Source organism: Kutzneria sp. NPDC051319 (assembly GCF_040682195.1).
Classification (GTDB): Bacteria; Actinomycetota; Actinomycetes; order Mycobacteriales; family Pseudonocardiaceae; genus Kutzneria.
In genome coordinates this window covers 71,246-86,693 of sequence record NZ_JBFBAM010000039.1, presented here as the reverse complement: position 1 = coordinate 86,693, position 15,448 = coordinate 71,246, and the positions used below count along the sequence as shown (strand labels likewise).

The following is a 15,448-nucleotide window of genomic DNA, read 5'->3' as shown; positions in this document are numbered from 1 at the left end:
CCTTACCCTCGTTCAACGCGGGTAAGGCGTCCTTGCCTGCATGAACGGGCTCAGCTCTGGTAGGCCTCCATCGGCGGGCAGGAGCAGACCAGGTTGCGGTCGCCCTTGGCGCCGTCGATCCGCCGGACCGGCGGCCAGATCTTGGGCGCGTTGGCGCCGGCCGGGAAGACGGCCTCGTGCCGGGTGTAGGGGTGCTTCCACTCCTGCTCGGTCAGGCAGGCCGCGGTGTGCGGGGCGTTGCGCAGCGGGTTGTCGTCCACCGGCCACTCGCCCGAGCCGACCCGGTCGATCTCCCGCCGGATCGCGATCATGGCGTCGCAGAAGCGATCCAGCTCGGCCAGGTCCTCGCTCTCGGTCGGCTCCACCATGAGCGTGCCGGCCACCGGGAAGGACATGGTCGGCGCGTGCAGGCCATAGTCGGCCAGCCGCTTGGCCACGTCGTCCACGGTGACGCCGGTGGCCTTGGTGATGCCGCGCAGGTCGAGAATGCACTCGTGGGCCACGAAACCGCCCTCGCCGACGTAGAGCACCGGGAAGTACTCGTCGAGCCTGCGGGCCACGTAGTTGGCCGCCGCGACGGCGGTCAGGGTGGCCCGGCGCAGGCCGTCGGCGCCCATCATCCGCACGTACGCCCAGGAGATCGGCAGGATCGAGGCGCTGCCCCACGGGGCGGCGCTGATCGGGCCGACGCCGGTCTCGGGGCCGGCGGCCGGCTGCAGCGGGTGGTTGGGCAGGAACGGCGCGAGGTGCGAGCGCACGCCGATCGGGCCGACGCCGGGGCCGCCGCCGCCGTGCGGGATGCAGAAGGTCTTGTGCAGGTTCAGGTGCGACACGTCCGAGCCGAACTTGCCGTACTGGGCCAGGCCGATCAGCGCGTTCAGGTTGGCGCCGTCCACGTACACCTGGCCGCCGGCGTCGTGCACCAGGCCGCAGACCTCGCCGACGGTGTCCTCGTACACGCCGTGCGTGGACGGGTAGGTGATCATGATCGCGGCCAGGTCGTCGCTGTGCTCCGCGACCGTGGCGCGCAGGTGGTCCATGTCGATGTTGCCCTGCTCGTCGCACTTGACGACGACGACCCGCATGCCGGCCATCACCGCGCTGGCGGCGTTGGTGCCGTGGGCGCTGGCCGGGATCAGGCAGACGTCCCGCTCGCCGTGCCCCTGGGAGCGGTGGTAGGCCCGGATGGCCAGCAGGCCGGCGAACTCGCCCTGGCTGCCGGCGTTGGGCTGCAGCGACACCGCGTCGTAGCCGGTGATCTCGGCCAGCCACTGCTCCAGGTCGGTCACGATGGACAGCAGACCCTCCGCGTCCTCGGCCGGCGCGAACGGGTGCAGCCCCGAGAACTCGGGCCAGGTGACGGCCTCCATCTCGGTGGTGGCGTTGAGCTTCATGGTGCACGAGCCCAGCGGGATCATGCTGCGGTCCAGCGCGACGTCCTTGTCCGACAGGGCACGCAGGTAGCGCAGCAGCGCGGTCTCGGAGCGGTGCTGATGGAACACCGGGTGGGTGAGGAACTCGCTGGTGCGGCGCAGGGCCGGCGGAATGCCGTCGGCGGTGTCCGCGTCCAGACCGTCCACATCGGACACAGTGACGCCGAATGCCTGCCACACCTGGGAAAGGTGCTCGCGGGTGGTGGTCTCGTCGCAGGCGATGCCGACGTGGTTCTCGTCGACCAGGCGCAGGTTCACGCCCAGCTCGCGGGCCTTGGCCACCACCTCGGCCGCGGTGCCGGGGACCTCGGCCAGCACGGTGTCGAACAGCTCGCCGTGCACGACGCCGACGCCGCCCTCGCACAGGCCGGCGGCCAGCACGGTGGCCATCCGGTGCGCGCGGGTGGCGATCGAGCGCAGGCCGTCGGGGCCGTGGTAGACGGCGTACATCGAGGCGATCACCGCGAGCAGGACCTGCGCGGTGCAGATGTTGCTGGTGGCCTTCTCGCGGCGGATGTGCTGCTCACGGGTCTGCAGCGCCAGCCGGTAGGCGCGGTTGCCGTCGGCGTCCTCGCTCACGCCGACCAGGCGGCCCGGCAGCTGCCGCTCGAAGCCCTTGCGGACGGCCATGTAGCCGGCGTGCGGGCCGCCGAAGCCCATCGGCACGCCGAACCGCTGCGTGGTGCCGACGACGACGTCCGCGCCGATCTCGCCGGGCGCGCGCAGCAGCGTGAGGGCCAGCAGGTCGGCCGCCACCACCGCGGCCGCACCGGCCGCGTGCACCTCGGCGATCACGGACTCGTGGTCGCGGATCACGCCGGAGGCGCCCGGGTAGGACAGCAGCACGCCGAAGAAGTCGCCGCCGAGGCCGAGGCCCTCGATGCCCTGGGACAGGTCGGCCACGACGATCTCGATGCCCAGCGGCTCGGCCCGCGTCTCGATCACGGCGATGGTCTGCGGCAGCGTGTCCGCGTCGACCACGAACTTGGTCGACCTGGACTTGCCGGCCCGGCGGACCAGCGTCATCGCCTCGGCGGCCGCGGTCGACTCGTCCAGCATCGACGCGTTGGCCACCGGCAGCCCGGTCAGGTCGCCGACCATGGTCTGGAAGTTGAGCAGGGCCTCCAGGCGGCCCTGGGAGATCTCCGGCTGGTACGGCGTGTAGGCGGTGTACCAGGCCGGGCTCTCCAGCACGTTGCGCAGGATGACGCCCGGGGTGACCGTGCCGTAGTAGCCCAGCCCGATCATCTGGGTCATGGGCCGGTTGCGGTCGGCCAGGGCGCGCAGCTCGGCCAGCGCCTCGACCTCGGTGGCCGGGGCGGGCAGGCTCAGCGTCAGGGCGTCGCTGCGGATGGCCGACGGCACCGCGCGCTGGGCCAGCTCCTCCAGCGAGCCGACGCCGACGACGTCCAGGATCTTGCCCAGCTCGGCGGCACGGGGACCGACGTGGCGGTCCGCGAAGGGCGTGCCGTGCTCGAGCGCGGCAAGGGGAATGCGGTCAGTCGTCATGCGTCGTGCCTCCGGGGCGTCGGGCATACGGGCGCGGGCCGTTTGCCCTCCCCCTCTGTCCCCGCCCGTGACGGGCACCTGAGAGCTTCACCCGCGCACGCGCGGGCTTGCACCGTCGGCGGGACGCGAGGAGGCCCCGCGTCCTCTTTCCAGAGGCGTCTGTCCCGTGCGGTCCTGGGTGCCTGAGAGGTTCCGGGGAGGATTTGCTCCTTCGGCGCCGGACCGGGGTCCGGGCTCTCCCGCACGGGATGTGCGACTACAGGCGCGAGTTTACCCCGGCCGGGCTACGGACCCCAGCCTTGACCACCGCGTGTCATCTCGATCACGTTCAGCCGGTGCGGCGGGCCTGCCGGCGCTGGGTGAGCTCGTCGCCGCCCTGCGGCTCCAGCTCCAGGCCGTCCGCGCGCTCCGCCTGGAACTCGTGGATGGTGCCGCTGATCTCCCGCATGGCCCCGCTGACGGCGATGCCGAACACGCCCTGGCCGCCCTGGAGCAGGTCGACGACCTCTTCCGGCGAGGTGCACTCGTACACGGTTGTGCCGTCGCTGAACAGCGTGATCCGGGCCAGGTCGGCCACCCCGCGCCGGCGGAGGTGCTCCACCGCCACCCTGATGTTGTGCAGCGAGACGCCGGTGTCCAGCAGGCGCTTGACCACCTTGAGGACCAGCAGGTCCTTGAACGAGTACAGGCGCTGGCTGCCCGAGCCCTGCGCGCTGCGGATCGACGGCGCGACCAGCTCGGTGCGGGCCCAGTAGTCCAGCTGCCGGTAGGTGATGCCGGCGATCTGGCACGCGGCGGGTCCCCGGTAGCCGACGAGCTCGTCGGGCGCCGAAGCGTCCGGGAACAGGGCACCCTGTTCGCCGGCGCCGGACCCGGCGGGCGCACCCTCCACCACGACAGCCTCCCCTCGACCGGCCTGACGACCGGCGACCGGAACCGACGGTCCTCCGTCCGGGGAACCGTCGGTCACAAGGTCGCAACGATGGGGGTTCACACCGTCACGACCGACTCCCCTCTGACGGTAAGTCCGCCCATGGGACGGGTCAACGCGACGCGCGGGTACGCGAAACCGTCATGTGGAGGCGGTCGTCACGGTGACGACTGCGTGTCACTGAACCGAGGACAGCATTGACGGTAAGTGTCTGACGGCGCAAAGAGCCTATCGACCAGCGACCTGCACATGCAGGATGTCGACCGGCAGATTCGGGAAGCCGTCGCCGGTGTTGTTCTGGTCGTCCTCGCCGCCGGCGGCGATCTTGCGCAGCACGTCCTGGCCGCCCGTGACCCGCCCGAACGGGGTGTAGTTCGGCGACAGCTTCGTGTCCTCGGTGCAGAAGAAGAACTGGGAGCCGTTGGTGCTCGGGCCCGCGTTGGCCATCGCCACCGTGCCGGCCGGGTAGGTGGCGCCGGTCAGGTTCTCGTCCGGGAACGAGTAGCCCGGGCCGCCGCTGCCGGTGCCGGTGGGGTCGCCGCACTGGAGCACGAAGATCCGCTGGGTGACCAGGCGGTGACAGTGCGTGAGATCGTAGTAGTGGTGTTCGCTGAGGAAGCGGAACGAGTTGGTCGTGCACGGCGCCTTGTCCGTGAGCGCCTGGAAGGTGATCAGGCCCTGGTCGGTGATCAGGTGGGCGGTGTACGGCTTGGCCGCCTGGGCCGGGTCGAAGGTCGGCAGGCCCTTGAATCTGTCGGCCGGCACCGCCTTCGTGTACACACAAGCCGGATTGTCGGCGGCGGCCTTGGCCGTCGACGCAGCCTTGGGCTTGGCCGGCACATCGAGCGTGTTGACGGAGGGCGCGGCGCTGGCCGAGACCATCCCGGACAGGCACAGGACGGCGGCGGACGCGGCAATCGCGAAGACCCGACTGGAGATCATCCCCGACACCCTAGAGGCTGGCCCGTGACCCCGCCGCCTACGAAAGTCGGTTCCCCACCCCAATGCAGGGAAGGACGCCTTACCCGCGTTGAACGAGGGTAAGGCGTCCTTCCCTGCATGAAGTCATGTCGCGCCGCGACGGCGCCGGCAACAGCGCGAGGAGGCACCGGATCAGAGCGGCCGAGCCCCGCGCGGAACGCGCGGCAATGTCACTGTTCCGCTCCGCGACTGTGCCCTACTGTTCCGCTCCGCGGAAGTCCTCGGGCGACACCGAGTCCAGGAACTCGCGGAACTTCTCGACCTCGTCCTCCTGCTCGTCCGGGATGACGAGGCCGGCCTCGGCCAGCACGGATTCCTCGGCGTGGATGGGCACACCCGCGCGCAGCGCGAGGGCGACCGAGTCGCTCGGGCGGGCGGACACCTTGATGCCGCCGTCGAACACGAGCTCGGCGAAATAGGTGCCTTCCTGCAGGTCGGTGATGCGGACCTGGGTCAGCTCCCGGCCGAGGGCGGCGATCACCTCTTTGAGCAGGTCATGGGTCAGCGGCCGGGCCGGCCGCACACCCTGCTGCTCGATGGCGATGGCCGTCGCTTCCGCGTTCCCGATCCAGATCGGCAGATAGCGGTCACCATCGGTTTCACGCAGCAACAGGATCGGGCTGTTCGCGGGCAGCTCGACCCGAACTCCGACGACGCGCATCTCGCTCATCGGGTATCGCCTCCCTCAGCGGGCTGAACCTCGGCGTCCCCGCACGTACGAGGATCCCCCACGGACTCCTACAACGCTACCCGCCATGCGGGCACGACGCTTGCGGGCGGGCGCGTTGTCAAGATCACCCGCCGGCCATGCCGCGCAGTTCGGTCTTGACCAGAAGTGTATGGAGCGCAACCGAGAGCGACGCCAGTTCCCGGACGATCTCGTCGGCCCGCTCCCGCGCGTCGGGATCGCGCTGCCGGTACATCGGGCCGACGATCTGGTGCAGCAGCCCCACCTCGCGGTCGGCCGACACCTTGAAGGCGCGCAGGTGGCGGGGTTCGATGCCGAATTCCCCCATGGCCACCACGATCCGCGCGACCAGCATCGAGTCCTGGTCGTAGAAGCCGGCCGCGCCGGACCGGACCAGGCCGTAGTTCTCCAACTCGGTCAGCAGCCGCTGATCGATGCCGGTCTCGGCGAAGAGTTCCTCACGGGTCATCCGCACCTCGTGGCCGGCGGCGAAGTCCTCAGGCGTGGGTAAGCGATCGACCCCGACCAGGGCGCGAGCCGGCTGGTCGGGGTCGGACGCCGCGTCGAGCTGTTCCTTGATCACCTTGAGCGGCAGGTAGTGATCGCGCTGGGCGGCCAGCACATAGCGGAGCCGGTCCACGTCGGCCTGGGTGAACTGCCGATAGCCCGACGGCGTGCGCGCCGGGCGCAGCAGGCCCTCCGACTCGAGGAACCGAATCTTGGAGATGGTCACGTCCGGGAACTCGGGGCGCAGCTGCGCCAGCACCGTCCCGATGCTCAGACCCTCGCGCTGTGGCCGCCCGGCCGACGTCACTGGCCCCCCTGGCCCCCGGATCCCGGGCCGGTGAGGAACACCAGGCGGAACTTGCCGATCTGCACCTCGTCGCCGTTGGCCAGCACGGCCTGGTCGACCGGCTCGCGATTGACGTAGGTGCCGTTCAGGCTGCCGACGTCGATCACCACGAACTCGCCGCCCTCACGCCGGAACTCGGCGTGCCGGCGGGAGACGGTGACGTCGTCGAGGAAGATGTCGCTGTCGGGGTGCCGACCCGCGCTCGTGGTGTCCTGGTCGAGCAGGAAGCGCGAACCGGCGTTGGGGCCGCGCTTGACCACCAGCAGGGCGGACCCGGCCGGCAGTGCGTCGACGCCGGCGACCGCCGGCTCCTGGACAGGGGCCCCGACGCCCTCGGCGTCGGTGAGGAAGTCCGCCCGGAAGACGGTGGTCCGCTCCGGGGACTGCTCCGGCGGAACACCGGGCCCGTCGTTCGTGCTCACCTGAGCTCGCCTCCTGCTGGTGGATCCTTCGGGACCGCTCAAACCTACCGTGCTGGACTGACCGCGCCCCTGGCGGCTCCCCAACCAGCCGAAGAGCCTCTGGAAGATCGACATCAGCCCTGCTCCGTGAGTTCCGTGTGGTCGGACGGCGTGCGCGGCTGCCGGGCGAGCATCCCGTCCCCGGGCCGCCCGGCGTGATCGGCGCCGCCGACGCGCACCGTGCCCGGTGTCGTCACCAGCGCCCGCTCGCGCTCACGGGTGTGTCTGAGGTCCAGTGGAACCACCTGCCGAGCCTTCCTTCTTCCTGGTCATCGCCGCGCCGGCCGCACCGACGAGGATGTCACCCGCCGCCGTCGGACCGCCGCCGTGGGTGCCCACCGTACCTGGATCGTGATCAAACGGAGGCGAAGGAACAACACCGAGAGTGTTCCCGCCACCGCCCGTTCGGAGCAGTCGAGTCCCACCTGCCGGAACCATCCTCGGAGAGCGCTCTCCGCCTACGGCTCTTTTGCCGGGAATGCCGGTTTATCGGCGTCTCCACGACCCCATTGACACCGCCGCGAACGCCGTGGACCATGCTTTGGGAGAGCGCTCTCCGAGCACGCCGCAGCCCCTCCCGGGCCGCGTCCGCACGGCGACGATCCAGTCCAGGTCGGCTCCACACGGGAAGGGTTCGGTCCAGGCCCGCTCCGCACGGCAACGGCTCCGACCGAGCCGGATCCGAGCAGCGACGGCCCGGGCCAGATCCGAGCAGCAACGGCCGGGGTCAGATCCGAGCAGCAACGGTCCTGACCGGGGGCCGGTTCACGCGGCGACGGTCCTGACCAGGTCGGAACTGCTCGGCAAAGACCCTGACCAGGGTCGGGACTGCGCGGCAACGACCCCGACCACGGTCGGGATTGCGCCGCCATCGTCCTGTCCAGATCGGGGCCGTGCGGTGACCGTCCTGACCAGGGATCGGGTCAGCGCGGCACCGGCCCTGACCAGGGCGGGGCCGCGCGGCAGCCGACCCGGGCGGGGTCGTGCGTGTTCGGAGTCCGCCGGGCGCTCCGGCTCAGTCCTGTTGCCCAGCCCTGTCCCCCAGCCCCAGGAGCGACCCATGCACGTGTCAGCGCGGTCGGGACCACACCGCCGCACCGCAGCCAACCTGTCCGTGGCCGCCGTGATCCTGTCCTTATTGGTCGGCCTGACGCTGGTGGCGTCGGCGGGCCGAGGGCAGGCCGCATCGACGCTGCTGTCGCAGGGCAAGGCGGCGACGGCGTCGAGCCAGGAGAACGGCGGCACGCCGGCGTCGGCGGCAGTCGACGGCGACGCCACCACCCGGTGGTCGAGCGCGGCCACGGACCCGCAGTGGCTTCAGGTCGACCTGGGGGCGGTGCACGCGGTCGGCCAGGTGGTGGTGAAGTGGGAGGCGGCGTACGCCAAGGCGTACGAGATAGCGCTCTCCCAAGACGGAAACGCTTGGACCACGGCGTACTCGACGACCACGGGCGCGGGTGGCACGGAAACGCTGGCGGTGGCCGGGAATGCCCGGTACGTCCGGCTGACCGGCACGCAGCGGGCCATGGGCTACGGCTACTCGGTGTTCGAGTTCCAGGTCTACGGCGACACCGGCGGCTCGGGGTCGAACTGCGGCACGGACAACGCGGCCAAGGGCCACGCGGCGACGGCGTCGAGCCAGGAGAACGGCGGCACGCCGGCGTCGGCGGCAGTGGACGGCGACGCCAGCACCCGGTGGTCGAGCGCGGCCACGGACCCGCAGTGGATCCAGGTCGACCTCGGCGCGGCGATGAGCGTGTGCCAGGTCGTGCTCCAGTGGGAAACGGCGTACGCGAAGGCGTACCAGATAGCGCTGTCCAACGACGGCACCAACTGGACGACGGCGTACTCGACGACCACCGGCGCCGGCGGCACGGAAACCCTGACCGTGGCCGGGAATGCCCGCTACCTCCGGCTCACCGGCACGCAGCGCGGCACGGGCTACGGCTACTCCCTCTGGGAACTCCAGGTGCACACGAGCGGCGGATCGACGCCACCGGTGCAGGGCGGCGGCGACCTCGGCCCGAACGTGCTGGTCTTCGACCCGTCGACGCCCAACCTCCAGGGCCAGCTCGACGCCGTCTTCCAGCAGCAGGAACGGGCCCAGTTCGGCGCCGGGCGCTACCAGATCCTGCTCAAGCCCGGCACGTACAGCGGCCTCAACGCCCAGATCGGCTTCTACACCTCCATCTCCGGCCTCGGCCAGGACCCGGACGACGTCCTGATCAACGGCGACATCACCGTCGACGCGGGCTGGAACGCCGGCAACGCCACCCTGAACTTCTGGCGCTCAGCGGAGAACATGGCCCTGAACCCGGTCAGTGGCACGGACCGGTGGGCGGTCGCCCAGGCGGCCCCGTTCCGGCGCATGGACGTGCGTGGCGGGCTGAACCTCGACTCGGCCAGCTACGGCTGGGCCAGCGGCGGCTACATCGCCGACAGCCGGATCTCCGGCCAGGTCGGCAACTACGCGCAGCAGCAGTTCTACACCCGGGACAGCGCGATCGGCGGCTGGAGCAACGGCGTGTGGAACCAGGTGTTCTCCGGTGTGCAGGGCGCGCCCGCGCAGGGCTTCCCGAACCCGACCTACACCACGCTGGACACCACCCCCGAGTCGATCGAGAAGCCGTACCTGTACCTCGACGGCACCGGCAACTACTCGGTGTTCGTGCCGGCCAAGCGCACCAACGCGCGCGGCGTGTCCTGGGCCAACGGCCACACACCCGGCACCTCGATCCCGTTGAGCCGCTTCTACGTCGTCAAGGCCGGCGCGACCGCGGCGACCATCAACGCCGCGCTGGCCCAGGGCCTGAACCTGCTGTTCACGCCGGGCATCTACCACGTCGACCAGACGATCAACGTCACCCGGCCGGACACCGTCGTGCTCGGCCTCGGCGAGGCCACCGTCGTGCCGGACAACGGCGTGGTCCCGCTCAAGGTCGCCGATGTCGACGGCGTCCGCGTCGCCGGCCTGCTGCTCGACGCCGGCCCGGTGTCATCGCCGCAGATGATCCAGATCGGCGCCCCGGGCTCGAATGTCGGCCACGCCAACGACCCCACCGTCATCCAGGACGTCTACGTGCGCATCGGCGGCGCCGGCCGGGCCGCCGCGGGCACGGCGATGGAGGTCGACAGCAACGACACGGTCATCGACCACACCTGGCTGTGGCGGGCCGACCACGGCGACGGCGTCGGCTGGAACGACAACCCCGCCGACTACGGCCTTGTCGTGCGCGGCAACAACGTTCTCGCCACCGGCCTGTTCAGCGAGCACTTCAAGAAGTACGACGTGGACTGGTTCGGCAACGGCGGCCGCACCCTGTTCTTCCAGAACGAGAAGGCCTACGACGCGCCGAACCAGGCCTCCGTGCAGAACGGCGCCACGCTCGGCTTCGCGGCGTACAAGGTGGAGAACTCCGTCACCAGCCACGAGGCGTGGGGGCTTGGCAGCTACTGCAACTACACCGCCGACACCTCCATCCGACAGGACCACGGCTTCGAGGTCCCCGTCACGCCCGGCGTCCGCATGCACGACCTGTCCGTCGTCTCTCTGGCCGGCGACGGCGAGTTCAACCACGTGATCAACGACGTCGGCCCGCCGACCGTCGGCACGGCCACCGTCCCCTCCACGGTGACGGACTACCCGTGACCTGAGCCGGCTGCCCTGCCCGTCATGGCGGGCAGGGCGGTCGGCGTTCGCTGCTCGGTGTGCGCGGCGATCCAATCGGCGTAAAAGGGGACGCTGGTGAAGATGCCGGCCATGGCCACGCACGGGTCGCTCTGCCCGTGGCTGGCCGCGCCGACGAGCAGCCACCGGCCGTAGGCCGACGCCACGGCGGGGCCGCCCGAATCGCCGTAACAGGCATTGACGGTGCCTCCCTTGTTGTCGCTGCACAGTTGTCGGGTCGCGTTGAAGTCGGGCAAGGTGCAGTCCGCGGCCGGCGCGGTGGTGATGTCGAGTTGTTGCAGCCTCACCGGACTGTCGCAGCCGTGATGCGGGCAGGTGCTGCCCCAGCCCAGTTCCCGGATCTTCGTGCCGGTAGACGGGGCGGCGCCGATGGCGATGGGGCGCGCGTGGACGGGCTTGGTGAGGTGCACGAGGGCGATGTCGTTGTGCAGGGAGTTGTCCCAGCCCTCGTGCCGGATGAACAGGTCGGCCACGACCAGTTCGCCGCCCCGGGTGCGGTCGAGGGAGCCGATCCGGAACTGGTACTGCGAAGGATCCTCGACTCCGAGGGTTTCGGCGTCGGTGACGCAGTGCCCGGCCGTGACGAGCCACTGCGCGGCGATCAGCGAGGCCCCGCACTGGTGGGCGCCGGCCTTGTCCTGCATAGAGGCCATGAAGCCGTAGGTCTGGGTGGCGTCCGCGCCGCCCACGATGGCCGCGGCCGGCGTCGCGAGGGCCACGGTGGCCGCGGCGGCGACCATCAGGGCAAAGACGGTGCTTCGTTTCCTCATACGGCTTCCCTTCGTCCAGGTGCTGCGGCGATCATGCGCGGGACGACCTGAACGGTTGCTGAAGCGAGCTGAAGAACGCTTCAGTGCGTACATTGTGGACGAACGGTCCACGGGCGAAAGGCACTGCGGTGACTCAGGAAGCGGTAGCACTGGCGATGCAGGCCCGGCAGCGGCTGGAGGAGATGCGCGCCGGGGCGCAGCTGCTGGGCCTGCTCACGGCCGTGCACGAGAAGGGCTGGACCACGTTCCTGCTGGAGCCGCGGACGGCCGACGAGCTGGCCGAGTTCTCCGGCCTGCCGGCCGCCCGCGTGTCGGACGTGCTGGACGCGTTGGCGGCCAACGGCGTCGTCGAGCGGGACGGCGGCAGGACCTGGCTGGCCGCCGCGTTCGCGGCCGTGGTGGCGGACGGCGCCTGGATCCCGCTGGACGACAAGCTGGCGCAGATCGAGATGGAGGTCCGGCAGGTCCGGGCCGTGGTCGAGCAGCCGGGGCCGCTGGCGCTGACCGAGGACGAGGCCCTGGTGGTGGCCAACGCCGTCGGCGGCCATGTCACCGAGGTGACCAAGGCGGTGTACGGGCAGCTGTTCGAGCAGTTGCCCGAGCTGCCGGCGCAGGTTCGGTCCGGGCGGATGCTGGACGTCGGCTGCGGCGTGGCCTGCGCCAGCCTGACGATGGCCAGCACCATCCCTGAGATGCGGGGCGTCGCCGTCGAGCTCGTGCCCGCGGTCGCCGCCGAGGCCGTGCGCCGGGCCGCGGAGCTGGGCGTGTCCGACCGGGTCGACATCCGCCGCCTGGACGCCCGTGACGTGCCGGAACGCGACGAGTTCATGGCCGCCTTCTGGGCCCAGCCGTTCTTCCCGGCCGCCATCCGGCCCGCGACGCTGGCCATGATCCTGCGGGCGCTCAAGCCCGGCGGCAAGCTGTTCATCCAGGAGATGGAGGCCGTGCCCAGCGCCGAGGACCGCCCCGCGTGGACGGTCCGCCGCCTGATCGCCCACGGCCTGGAGACCCGTTTCGGCCCGAGCGCCGAGGATCTGGCCGCCGAGGCCGTGGCCGCCGGTTTTGTGCTGGATCGCATCGCCACCACGGGCTTCGGCCGGATGGTGATCGTGAGCAGGCCCGCGAACCAGGGTCAGTGGTTGGGCGGGGTGAGGCCGTAGCGGGCGACGATGTCGTCGAGCCACTCGGGGTTGCCGTAGGTGAGGCCGTAGCTGGAGGCCAGGTCGGCGAACTCGGGGGTCTCGTGCAGCGCGGTGCCGGGCGGCGGGGTGACGGAGGCGAGGAGCTCGGCCAGGTCGCGGAAGTAGGTCTCGAAGCCGCCGGGGGCGATGACCTCGAGGATGCGGCCGGGACGGTCGGCGGCATTCCACATGGCGTGCATCTGGCCGCGGGGCTTGGTGATGAAGCCGCCGGGGCCGAGCACGACCTCGGTGTCGTCGGAGCGGAAGCCGATCTCGCCCGCCAGCACGAAGGAATGCTCGTCTTCACGGGTGTGCCGGTGCGGAGCGGGTGATGGTGCCGACGGCGAACGGGTGCTCGACGATGGCGACGGTGCCGCTGTCGCGGCTCTCCAGCGGCCCGGAGACCCCTCTCCGGGATCTCCGGGTGGATCTGGTACGGCAGGTGCACGACCTCGATCCCGTGCCGCGCCAGGATCTTGTTGCGGTCCTGGGCGATGTAACAGAACGGGCACATGAAGTCGAACCAGTGCTTGACCACCGCGCCGCCTCCAGCCGAGGTTTCGATACAGGTTCCGTTACAGATGATGACCGTAACTGAAGTCGACCATGGTTACAACCAACAGCTGTAACTTATCCGGTACGGTGGGGCCATGCCGAAAGCGCAGGAGGACCGCAATCTCGGGGGCAGGCCGAGGGACGCGGCCATCGACGAGGCCATCATCCTGGCCACCCGGGACCGGCTGGTGCGGGACGGCTACTCGCGGATGACCATCGGCGACATCGCGGCCGACGCCGGCGTCACCCGGCCGACGCTGTACCGCCGCTGGGCCACCAAGTTCGACCTGGTGGTGGACGCGCTCGACTACGGCTTCCGCCGCCAGCGCGACATGTACACCGTCGACCTGTCCCAGCTCGAACCGCGGGAGGCGCTGGTCGAGGCCGTACGCCGACTCGACCCCGCCTACTTCAACCCGGACGCCATGGTGCTCATGGGCAACTTCGCCGGCGAGGCCATCCGCACGCCGGAGCTGCTGGACATCCTGCGCACCCATGCCGTCGAGCCTCGCGTGGCGATGCTGGAGGACGTGCTGGGGCAGCTCCAGGAGCGTGGGGCCGCCCGTGCCGGCATCGACGCTCACACCATCGCGATCATGTGCTTCGGCAGCTACTTCGCCGCGTTCTACCGCGGGGAGCCGACCAAGGAGCTCGCCGAGCGCGTGGTGGCCGTGCTGTGGCCGGCCGTCGCCGCCGAGCGGGAGTGACCATGGACGTGCACGAGGCCCTGTACACCACCCGGATGATGCGCCGGATGCGAGCGGACCCCGTGCCGGTCGAGGTGCAGGGCCGCATCCTCGACGCCGCCATCCGCGCCCCCAACGGCGGCAACACCCAGCGCTGGCACTTCCTCGCCGTGGACGATCCGGCCCTCAAGGCCGAACTCGCGTCCCTGTACCGCGCCGCCCGCTAGCTCGAGTACGCCGAGATCAACGCCGGCGCCCTGGCCCGGACCCTGCACGATCCCGTCGAGCATGCCGAGACGCTGGGCCGGATCAAGAAGTCCGGCGGCTACTTCACCGAGCACTTCGAGCAGATTCCCTTGCTGCTGTTCGTGTTCGCCATCGACGACCACGGCGGCGCCAACATCTACCCCGCCATCTGGAGCGCCCTGCTGGCCGCTCGTGCCGAGGGCGTCGGCGGCACCATCACCACCGTCTTGCGGTACAAGGCCGATGAAGTGTTCAAGCTCCTCGGCGTGCCCGCCGCCCAGGGGTGGGAGATGACCGCCATGCTCGCCCTCGGCTATCCCCTCGGCCGCTGGGGCGTCGCCGCCAACCGCCGTCCCGTGCACGAGGTCAGCAGCCGCAATCACTGGGATCGTCCGTACACACCGGAAATCCCCGAGCCACTCTGGCCATGACTAGTCGGCCAGCCAGCGCCGCCAGACGGCCACGTGCAGGATCACGGCCAGGCTCAGGGCGTTCAGGGTGGCGTGCGTGGACCAGCTCAGGGCCTGTGCGTCGGGCACGCCGATCCAGCCGGCCACGATGGGCAGCGCCGACGAGAGCACGGAGGTCAGCACGGCCACCAGGATCAGGGCGAGGGTGCGGCCGGGGACCTCGGCGAGGCGGATGGCCGGCCAGGCCTCGAAAAGCATAGCGACCACGAGAATGGCGCCGATGGCGGAGCCGGAGACCTCGGCGACGCGGCCGGTCTCCCAGCCGAGGGCGTGGACGGCGAACAGGTAGGTCAACCAGCCGCACGCGATGACGGCGAGGTGCGCGGTCACCAACCGCACGCCCCGCTGAGGGATGCGGGCGAAGGGCCAGCCGCGCAGGGCGACGTACCAGACCATCTGCCACATGCCGAGGGCGGCGAACCAGCTGGCATAGGCCTCGCCGGTCATCAAGCCGGTGCGGACCAGGGCGCCGTAGAGGACGAGGCCGACTACCCAGCACAGCGCCAGAGCGGCGACACCGGAGGGAACCCGGGCCAGGGAACGCAGCGGCCAGCACTCGCCGACCAGCGTCAACTGGAGGATGAGCCCGAAGATGCCGACGGCCAGCGGAACGGTCGAGGCCACCGAGGGATGGCCTGGTCCGGGGGAGAAAATCCCTTGCAGGTCAACGTCTTGCAGCAGGGCCTGGCCGAGGACGGTCAGCAGCACCCCGCCGACGGCGACGATCACGGTGTCGCCGAGCCCGGACCAGCCGCCGGTCAGCAGCGAGCCGGGCCAGTCCTGCCACCAGAAGGCGATGACCGCGACAATTGGCAGCGCGAACGTCAACAAGGGCCCGAGCACCGTGAGCGAGTGCACCGGCCCACCCCAGCCGACGGCCAACAGCACCGACGCCGGCACGACGAACAGCAGGCCCAGCAACCCGCGCCGAGGCTGGTCCCGCCGTGCCTCGGCGAGCGCCGCCGGACTCATCGCGTCCGGGGCGCTCACCGCGGG

14 protein-coding genes, 2 pseudogenes and 1 riboswitch are annotated in these 15,448 nt (G+C 70.8%); of the genes and pseudogenes, 5 read left to right on the top strand and 11 right to left on the bottom strand.

The window, feature by feature from the left end; genetic code table 11:
• Positions 1-50 precede the first annotated feature (50 nt).
• From gcvP to AB0M73_RS30995, 7 genes are all read right to left on the bottom strand, one after another.
• The gene (gene gcvP, locus AB0M73_RS31025; protein WP_363897871.1) at positions 51-2,942 is read right to left on the bottom strand and encodes an aminomethyl-transferring glycine dehydrogenase; all 2,892 of its coding nucleotides are present in this window, start codon (positions 2,940-2,942) and stop codon (positions 51-53) included.
• A 159-nt stretch (positions 2,943-3,101) separates the two neighbouring features.
• Positions 3,102-3,194, bottom strand: a riboswitch (glycine riboswitch).
• 76 nt (positions 3,195-3,270) lie between these two features.
• Complete coding sequence (locus AB0M73_RS31020; protein WP_363897868.1) at positions 3,271-3,837, bottom strand: MerR family transcriptional regulator; 567 nt, start codon at positions 3,835-3,837, stop codon at positions 3,271-3,273.
• A 264-nt stretch (positions 3,838-4,101) separates the two neighbouring features.
• On the bottom strand, positions 4,102-4,815 hold the full coding sequence (locus AB0M73_RS31015) for a peptidylprolyl isomerase (protein ID WP_363897865.1): 714 nt from the start codon (positions 4,813-4,815) through the stop codon (positions 4,102-4,104).
• 235 nt (positions 4,816-5,050) lie between these two features.
• Entirely contained in the window at positions 5,051-5,524 is a 474-nt protein-coding gene (locus AB0M73_RS31010) for a bifunctional nuclease family protein (protein WP_043715722.1), read from the bottom strand.
• A gap of 124 nt (positions 5,525-5,648) precedes the next feature.
• The gene (locus AB0M73_RS31005) at positions 5,649-6,356 is read right to left on the bottom strand and encodes a MerR family transcriptional regulator (protein WP_363897861.1); all 708 of its coding nucleotides are present in this window, start codon (positions 6,354-6,356) and stop codon (positions 5,649-5,651) included.
• Positions 6,353-6,817, bottom strand: coding sequence for a glycogen accumulation regulator GarA (garA, locus tag AB0M73_RS31000; RefSeq protein WP_043715726.1), 465 nt, complete (start codon positions 6,815-6,817; stop codon positions 6,353-6,355). Before garA ends, AB0M73_RS31005 begins: the two co-directional genes overlap by 4 nt.
• Positions 6,818-6,930: 113 nt before the next feature.
• Complete coding sequence (locus AB0M73_RS30995; RefSeq protein WP_363897857.1) at positions 6,931-7,101, bottom strand: hypothetical protein; 171 nt, start codon at positions 7,099-7,101, stop codon at positions 6,931-6,933.
• 815 nt (positions 7,102-7,916) lie between these two features.
• Between AB0M73_RS30995 and AB0M73_RS30990 the strand changes: the two genes are divergently transcribed.
• The gene (locus AB0M73_RS30990) at positions 7,917-10,505 is read left to right on the top strand and encodes a discoidin domain-containing protein (protein WP_363897854.1); all 2,589 of its coding nucleotides are present in this window, start codon (positions 7,917-7,919) and stop codon (positions 10,503-10,505) included.
• Here AB0M73_RS30990 and AB0M73_RS30985 read toward each other — a convergent pair.
• The gene (locus AB0M73_RS30985) at positions 10,496-11,314 is read right to left on the bottom strand and encodes a serine protease (protein ID WP_363897851.1); all 819 of its coding nucleotides are present in this window, start codon (positions 11,312-11,314) and stop codon (positions 10,496-10,498) included. The two genes, AB0M73_RS30990 and AB0M73_RS30985, sit on opposite strands and share 10 nt — an antisense overlap.
• Positions 11,315-11,442: 128 nt before the next feature.
• Between AB0M73_RS30985 and AB0M73_RS30980 the strand changes: the two genes are divergently transcribed.
• The gene (locus AB0M73_RS30980) at positions 11,443-12,474 is read left to right on the top strand and encodes a methyltransferase domain-containing protein (RefSeq protein ID WP_363897849.1); all 1,032 of its coding nucleotides are present in this window, start codon (positions 11,443-11,445) and stop codon (positions 12,472-12,474) included.
• Here AB0M73_RS30980 and AB0M73_RS30975 read toward each other — a convergent pair.
• Both AB0M73_RS30975 and AB0M73_RS30970 read right to left on the bottom strand, forming a co-directional pair.
• A pseudogene (locus tag AB0M73_RS30975) lies at positions 12,447-12,827 on the bottom strand (cupin domain-containing protein); the annotation flags it as partial. The gene AB0M73_RS30980 and the pseudogene AB0M73_RS30975 overlap by 28 nt on opposite strands.
• A gap of 134 nt (positions 12,828-12,961) precedes the next feature.
• Positions 12,962-13,009, bottom strand: a pseudogene (locus AB0M73_RS30970) (hypothetical protein); the annotation flags it as partial.
• 136 nt (positions 13,010-13,145) lie between these two features.
• Here AB0M73_RS30970 and AB0M73_RS30965 point away from each other — a divergent pair.
• The 3 genes from AB0M73_RS30965 (at position 13,146) to AB0M73_RS30955 (ending at position 14,413) form a co-directional block, all read left to right on the top strand.
• Positions 13,146-13,757 (top strand): TetR/AcrR family transcriptional regulator, encoded by a 612-nt coding sequence (locus AB0M73_RS30965; RefSeq protein ID WP_363897846.1) that lies wholly within the window; start codon positions 13,146-13,148, stop codon positions 13,755-13,757.
• A gap of 2 nt (positions 13,758-13,759) precedes the next feature.
• Positions 13,760-13,963, top strand: coding sequence for a nitroreductase family protein (locus AB0M73_RS30960; protein WP_363897843.1), 204 nt, complete (start codon positions 13,760-13,762; stop codon positions 13,961-13,963).
• A gap of 129 nt (positions 13,964-14,092) precedes the next feature.
• Complete coding sequence (locus AB0M73_RS30955) at positions 14,093-14,413, top strand: nitroreductase family protein (protein ID WP_363897840.1); 321 nt, start codon at positions 14,093-14,095, stop codon at positions 14,411-14,413.
• Here the strand turns inward: AB0M73_RS30955 and AB0M73_RS30950 are convergent, their stop codons facing one another.
• Complete coding sequence (locus tag AB0M73_RS30950; RefSeq protein WP_363897838.1) at positions 14,414-15,442, bottom strand: hypothetical protein; 1,029 nt, start codon at positions 15,440-15,442, stop codon at positions 14,414-14,416.
• Between the last annotated feature and the right edge of the window lie 6 nt (positions 15,443-15,448).

What these genes read in the sequence shown, in the direction of transcription:
- gcvP (WP_363897871.1), bottom strand. Translation starts at nt 2,942, where the DNA reads ATGACGACTGACCGCATTCCCCTTGCCGCGCTCGAGCACGGCACGCCC.
- AB0M73_RS31015 (WP_363897865.1), bottom strand. Translation starts at nt 4,815, where the DNA reads ATGATCTCCAGTCGGGTCTTCGCGATTGCCGCGTCCGCCGCCGTCCTG.
- AB0M73_RS31010 (WP_043715722.1), bottom strand. Translation starts at nt 5,524, where the DNA reads ATGAGCGAGATGCGCGTCGTCGGAGTTCGGGTCGAGCTGCCCGCGAAC.
- AB0M73_RS30990 (WP_363897854.1), top strand. Translation starts at nt 7,917, where the DNA reads ATGCACGTGTCAGCGCGGTCGGGACCACACCGCCGCACCGCAGCCAAC.
- AB0M73_RS30985 (WP_363897851.1), bottom strand. Translation starts at nt 11,314, where the DNA reads ATGAGGAAACGAAGCACCGTCTTTGCCCTGATGGTCGCCGCCGCGGCC.
- AB0M73_RS30965 (WP_363897846.1), top strand. Translation starts at nt 13,146, where the DNA reads ATGCCGAAAGCGCAGGAGGACCGCAATCTCGGGGGCAGGCCGAGGGAC.
- AB0M73_RS30960 (WP_363897843.1), top strand. Translation starts at nt 13,760, where the DNA reads ATGGACGTGCACGAGGCCCTGTACACCACCCGGATGATGCGCCGGATG.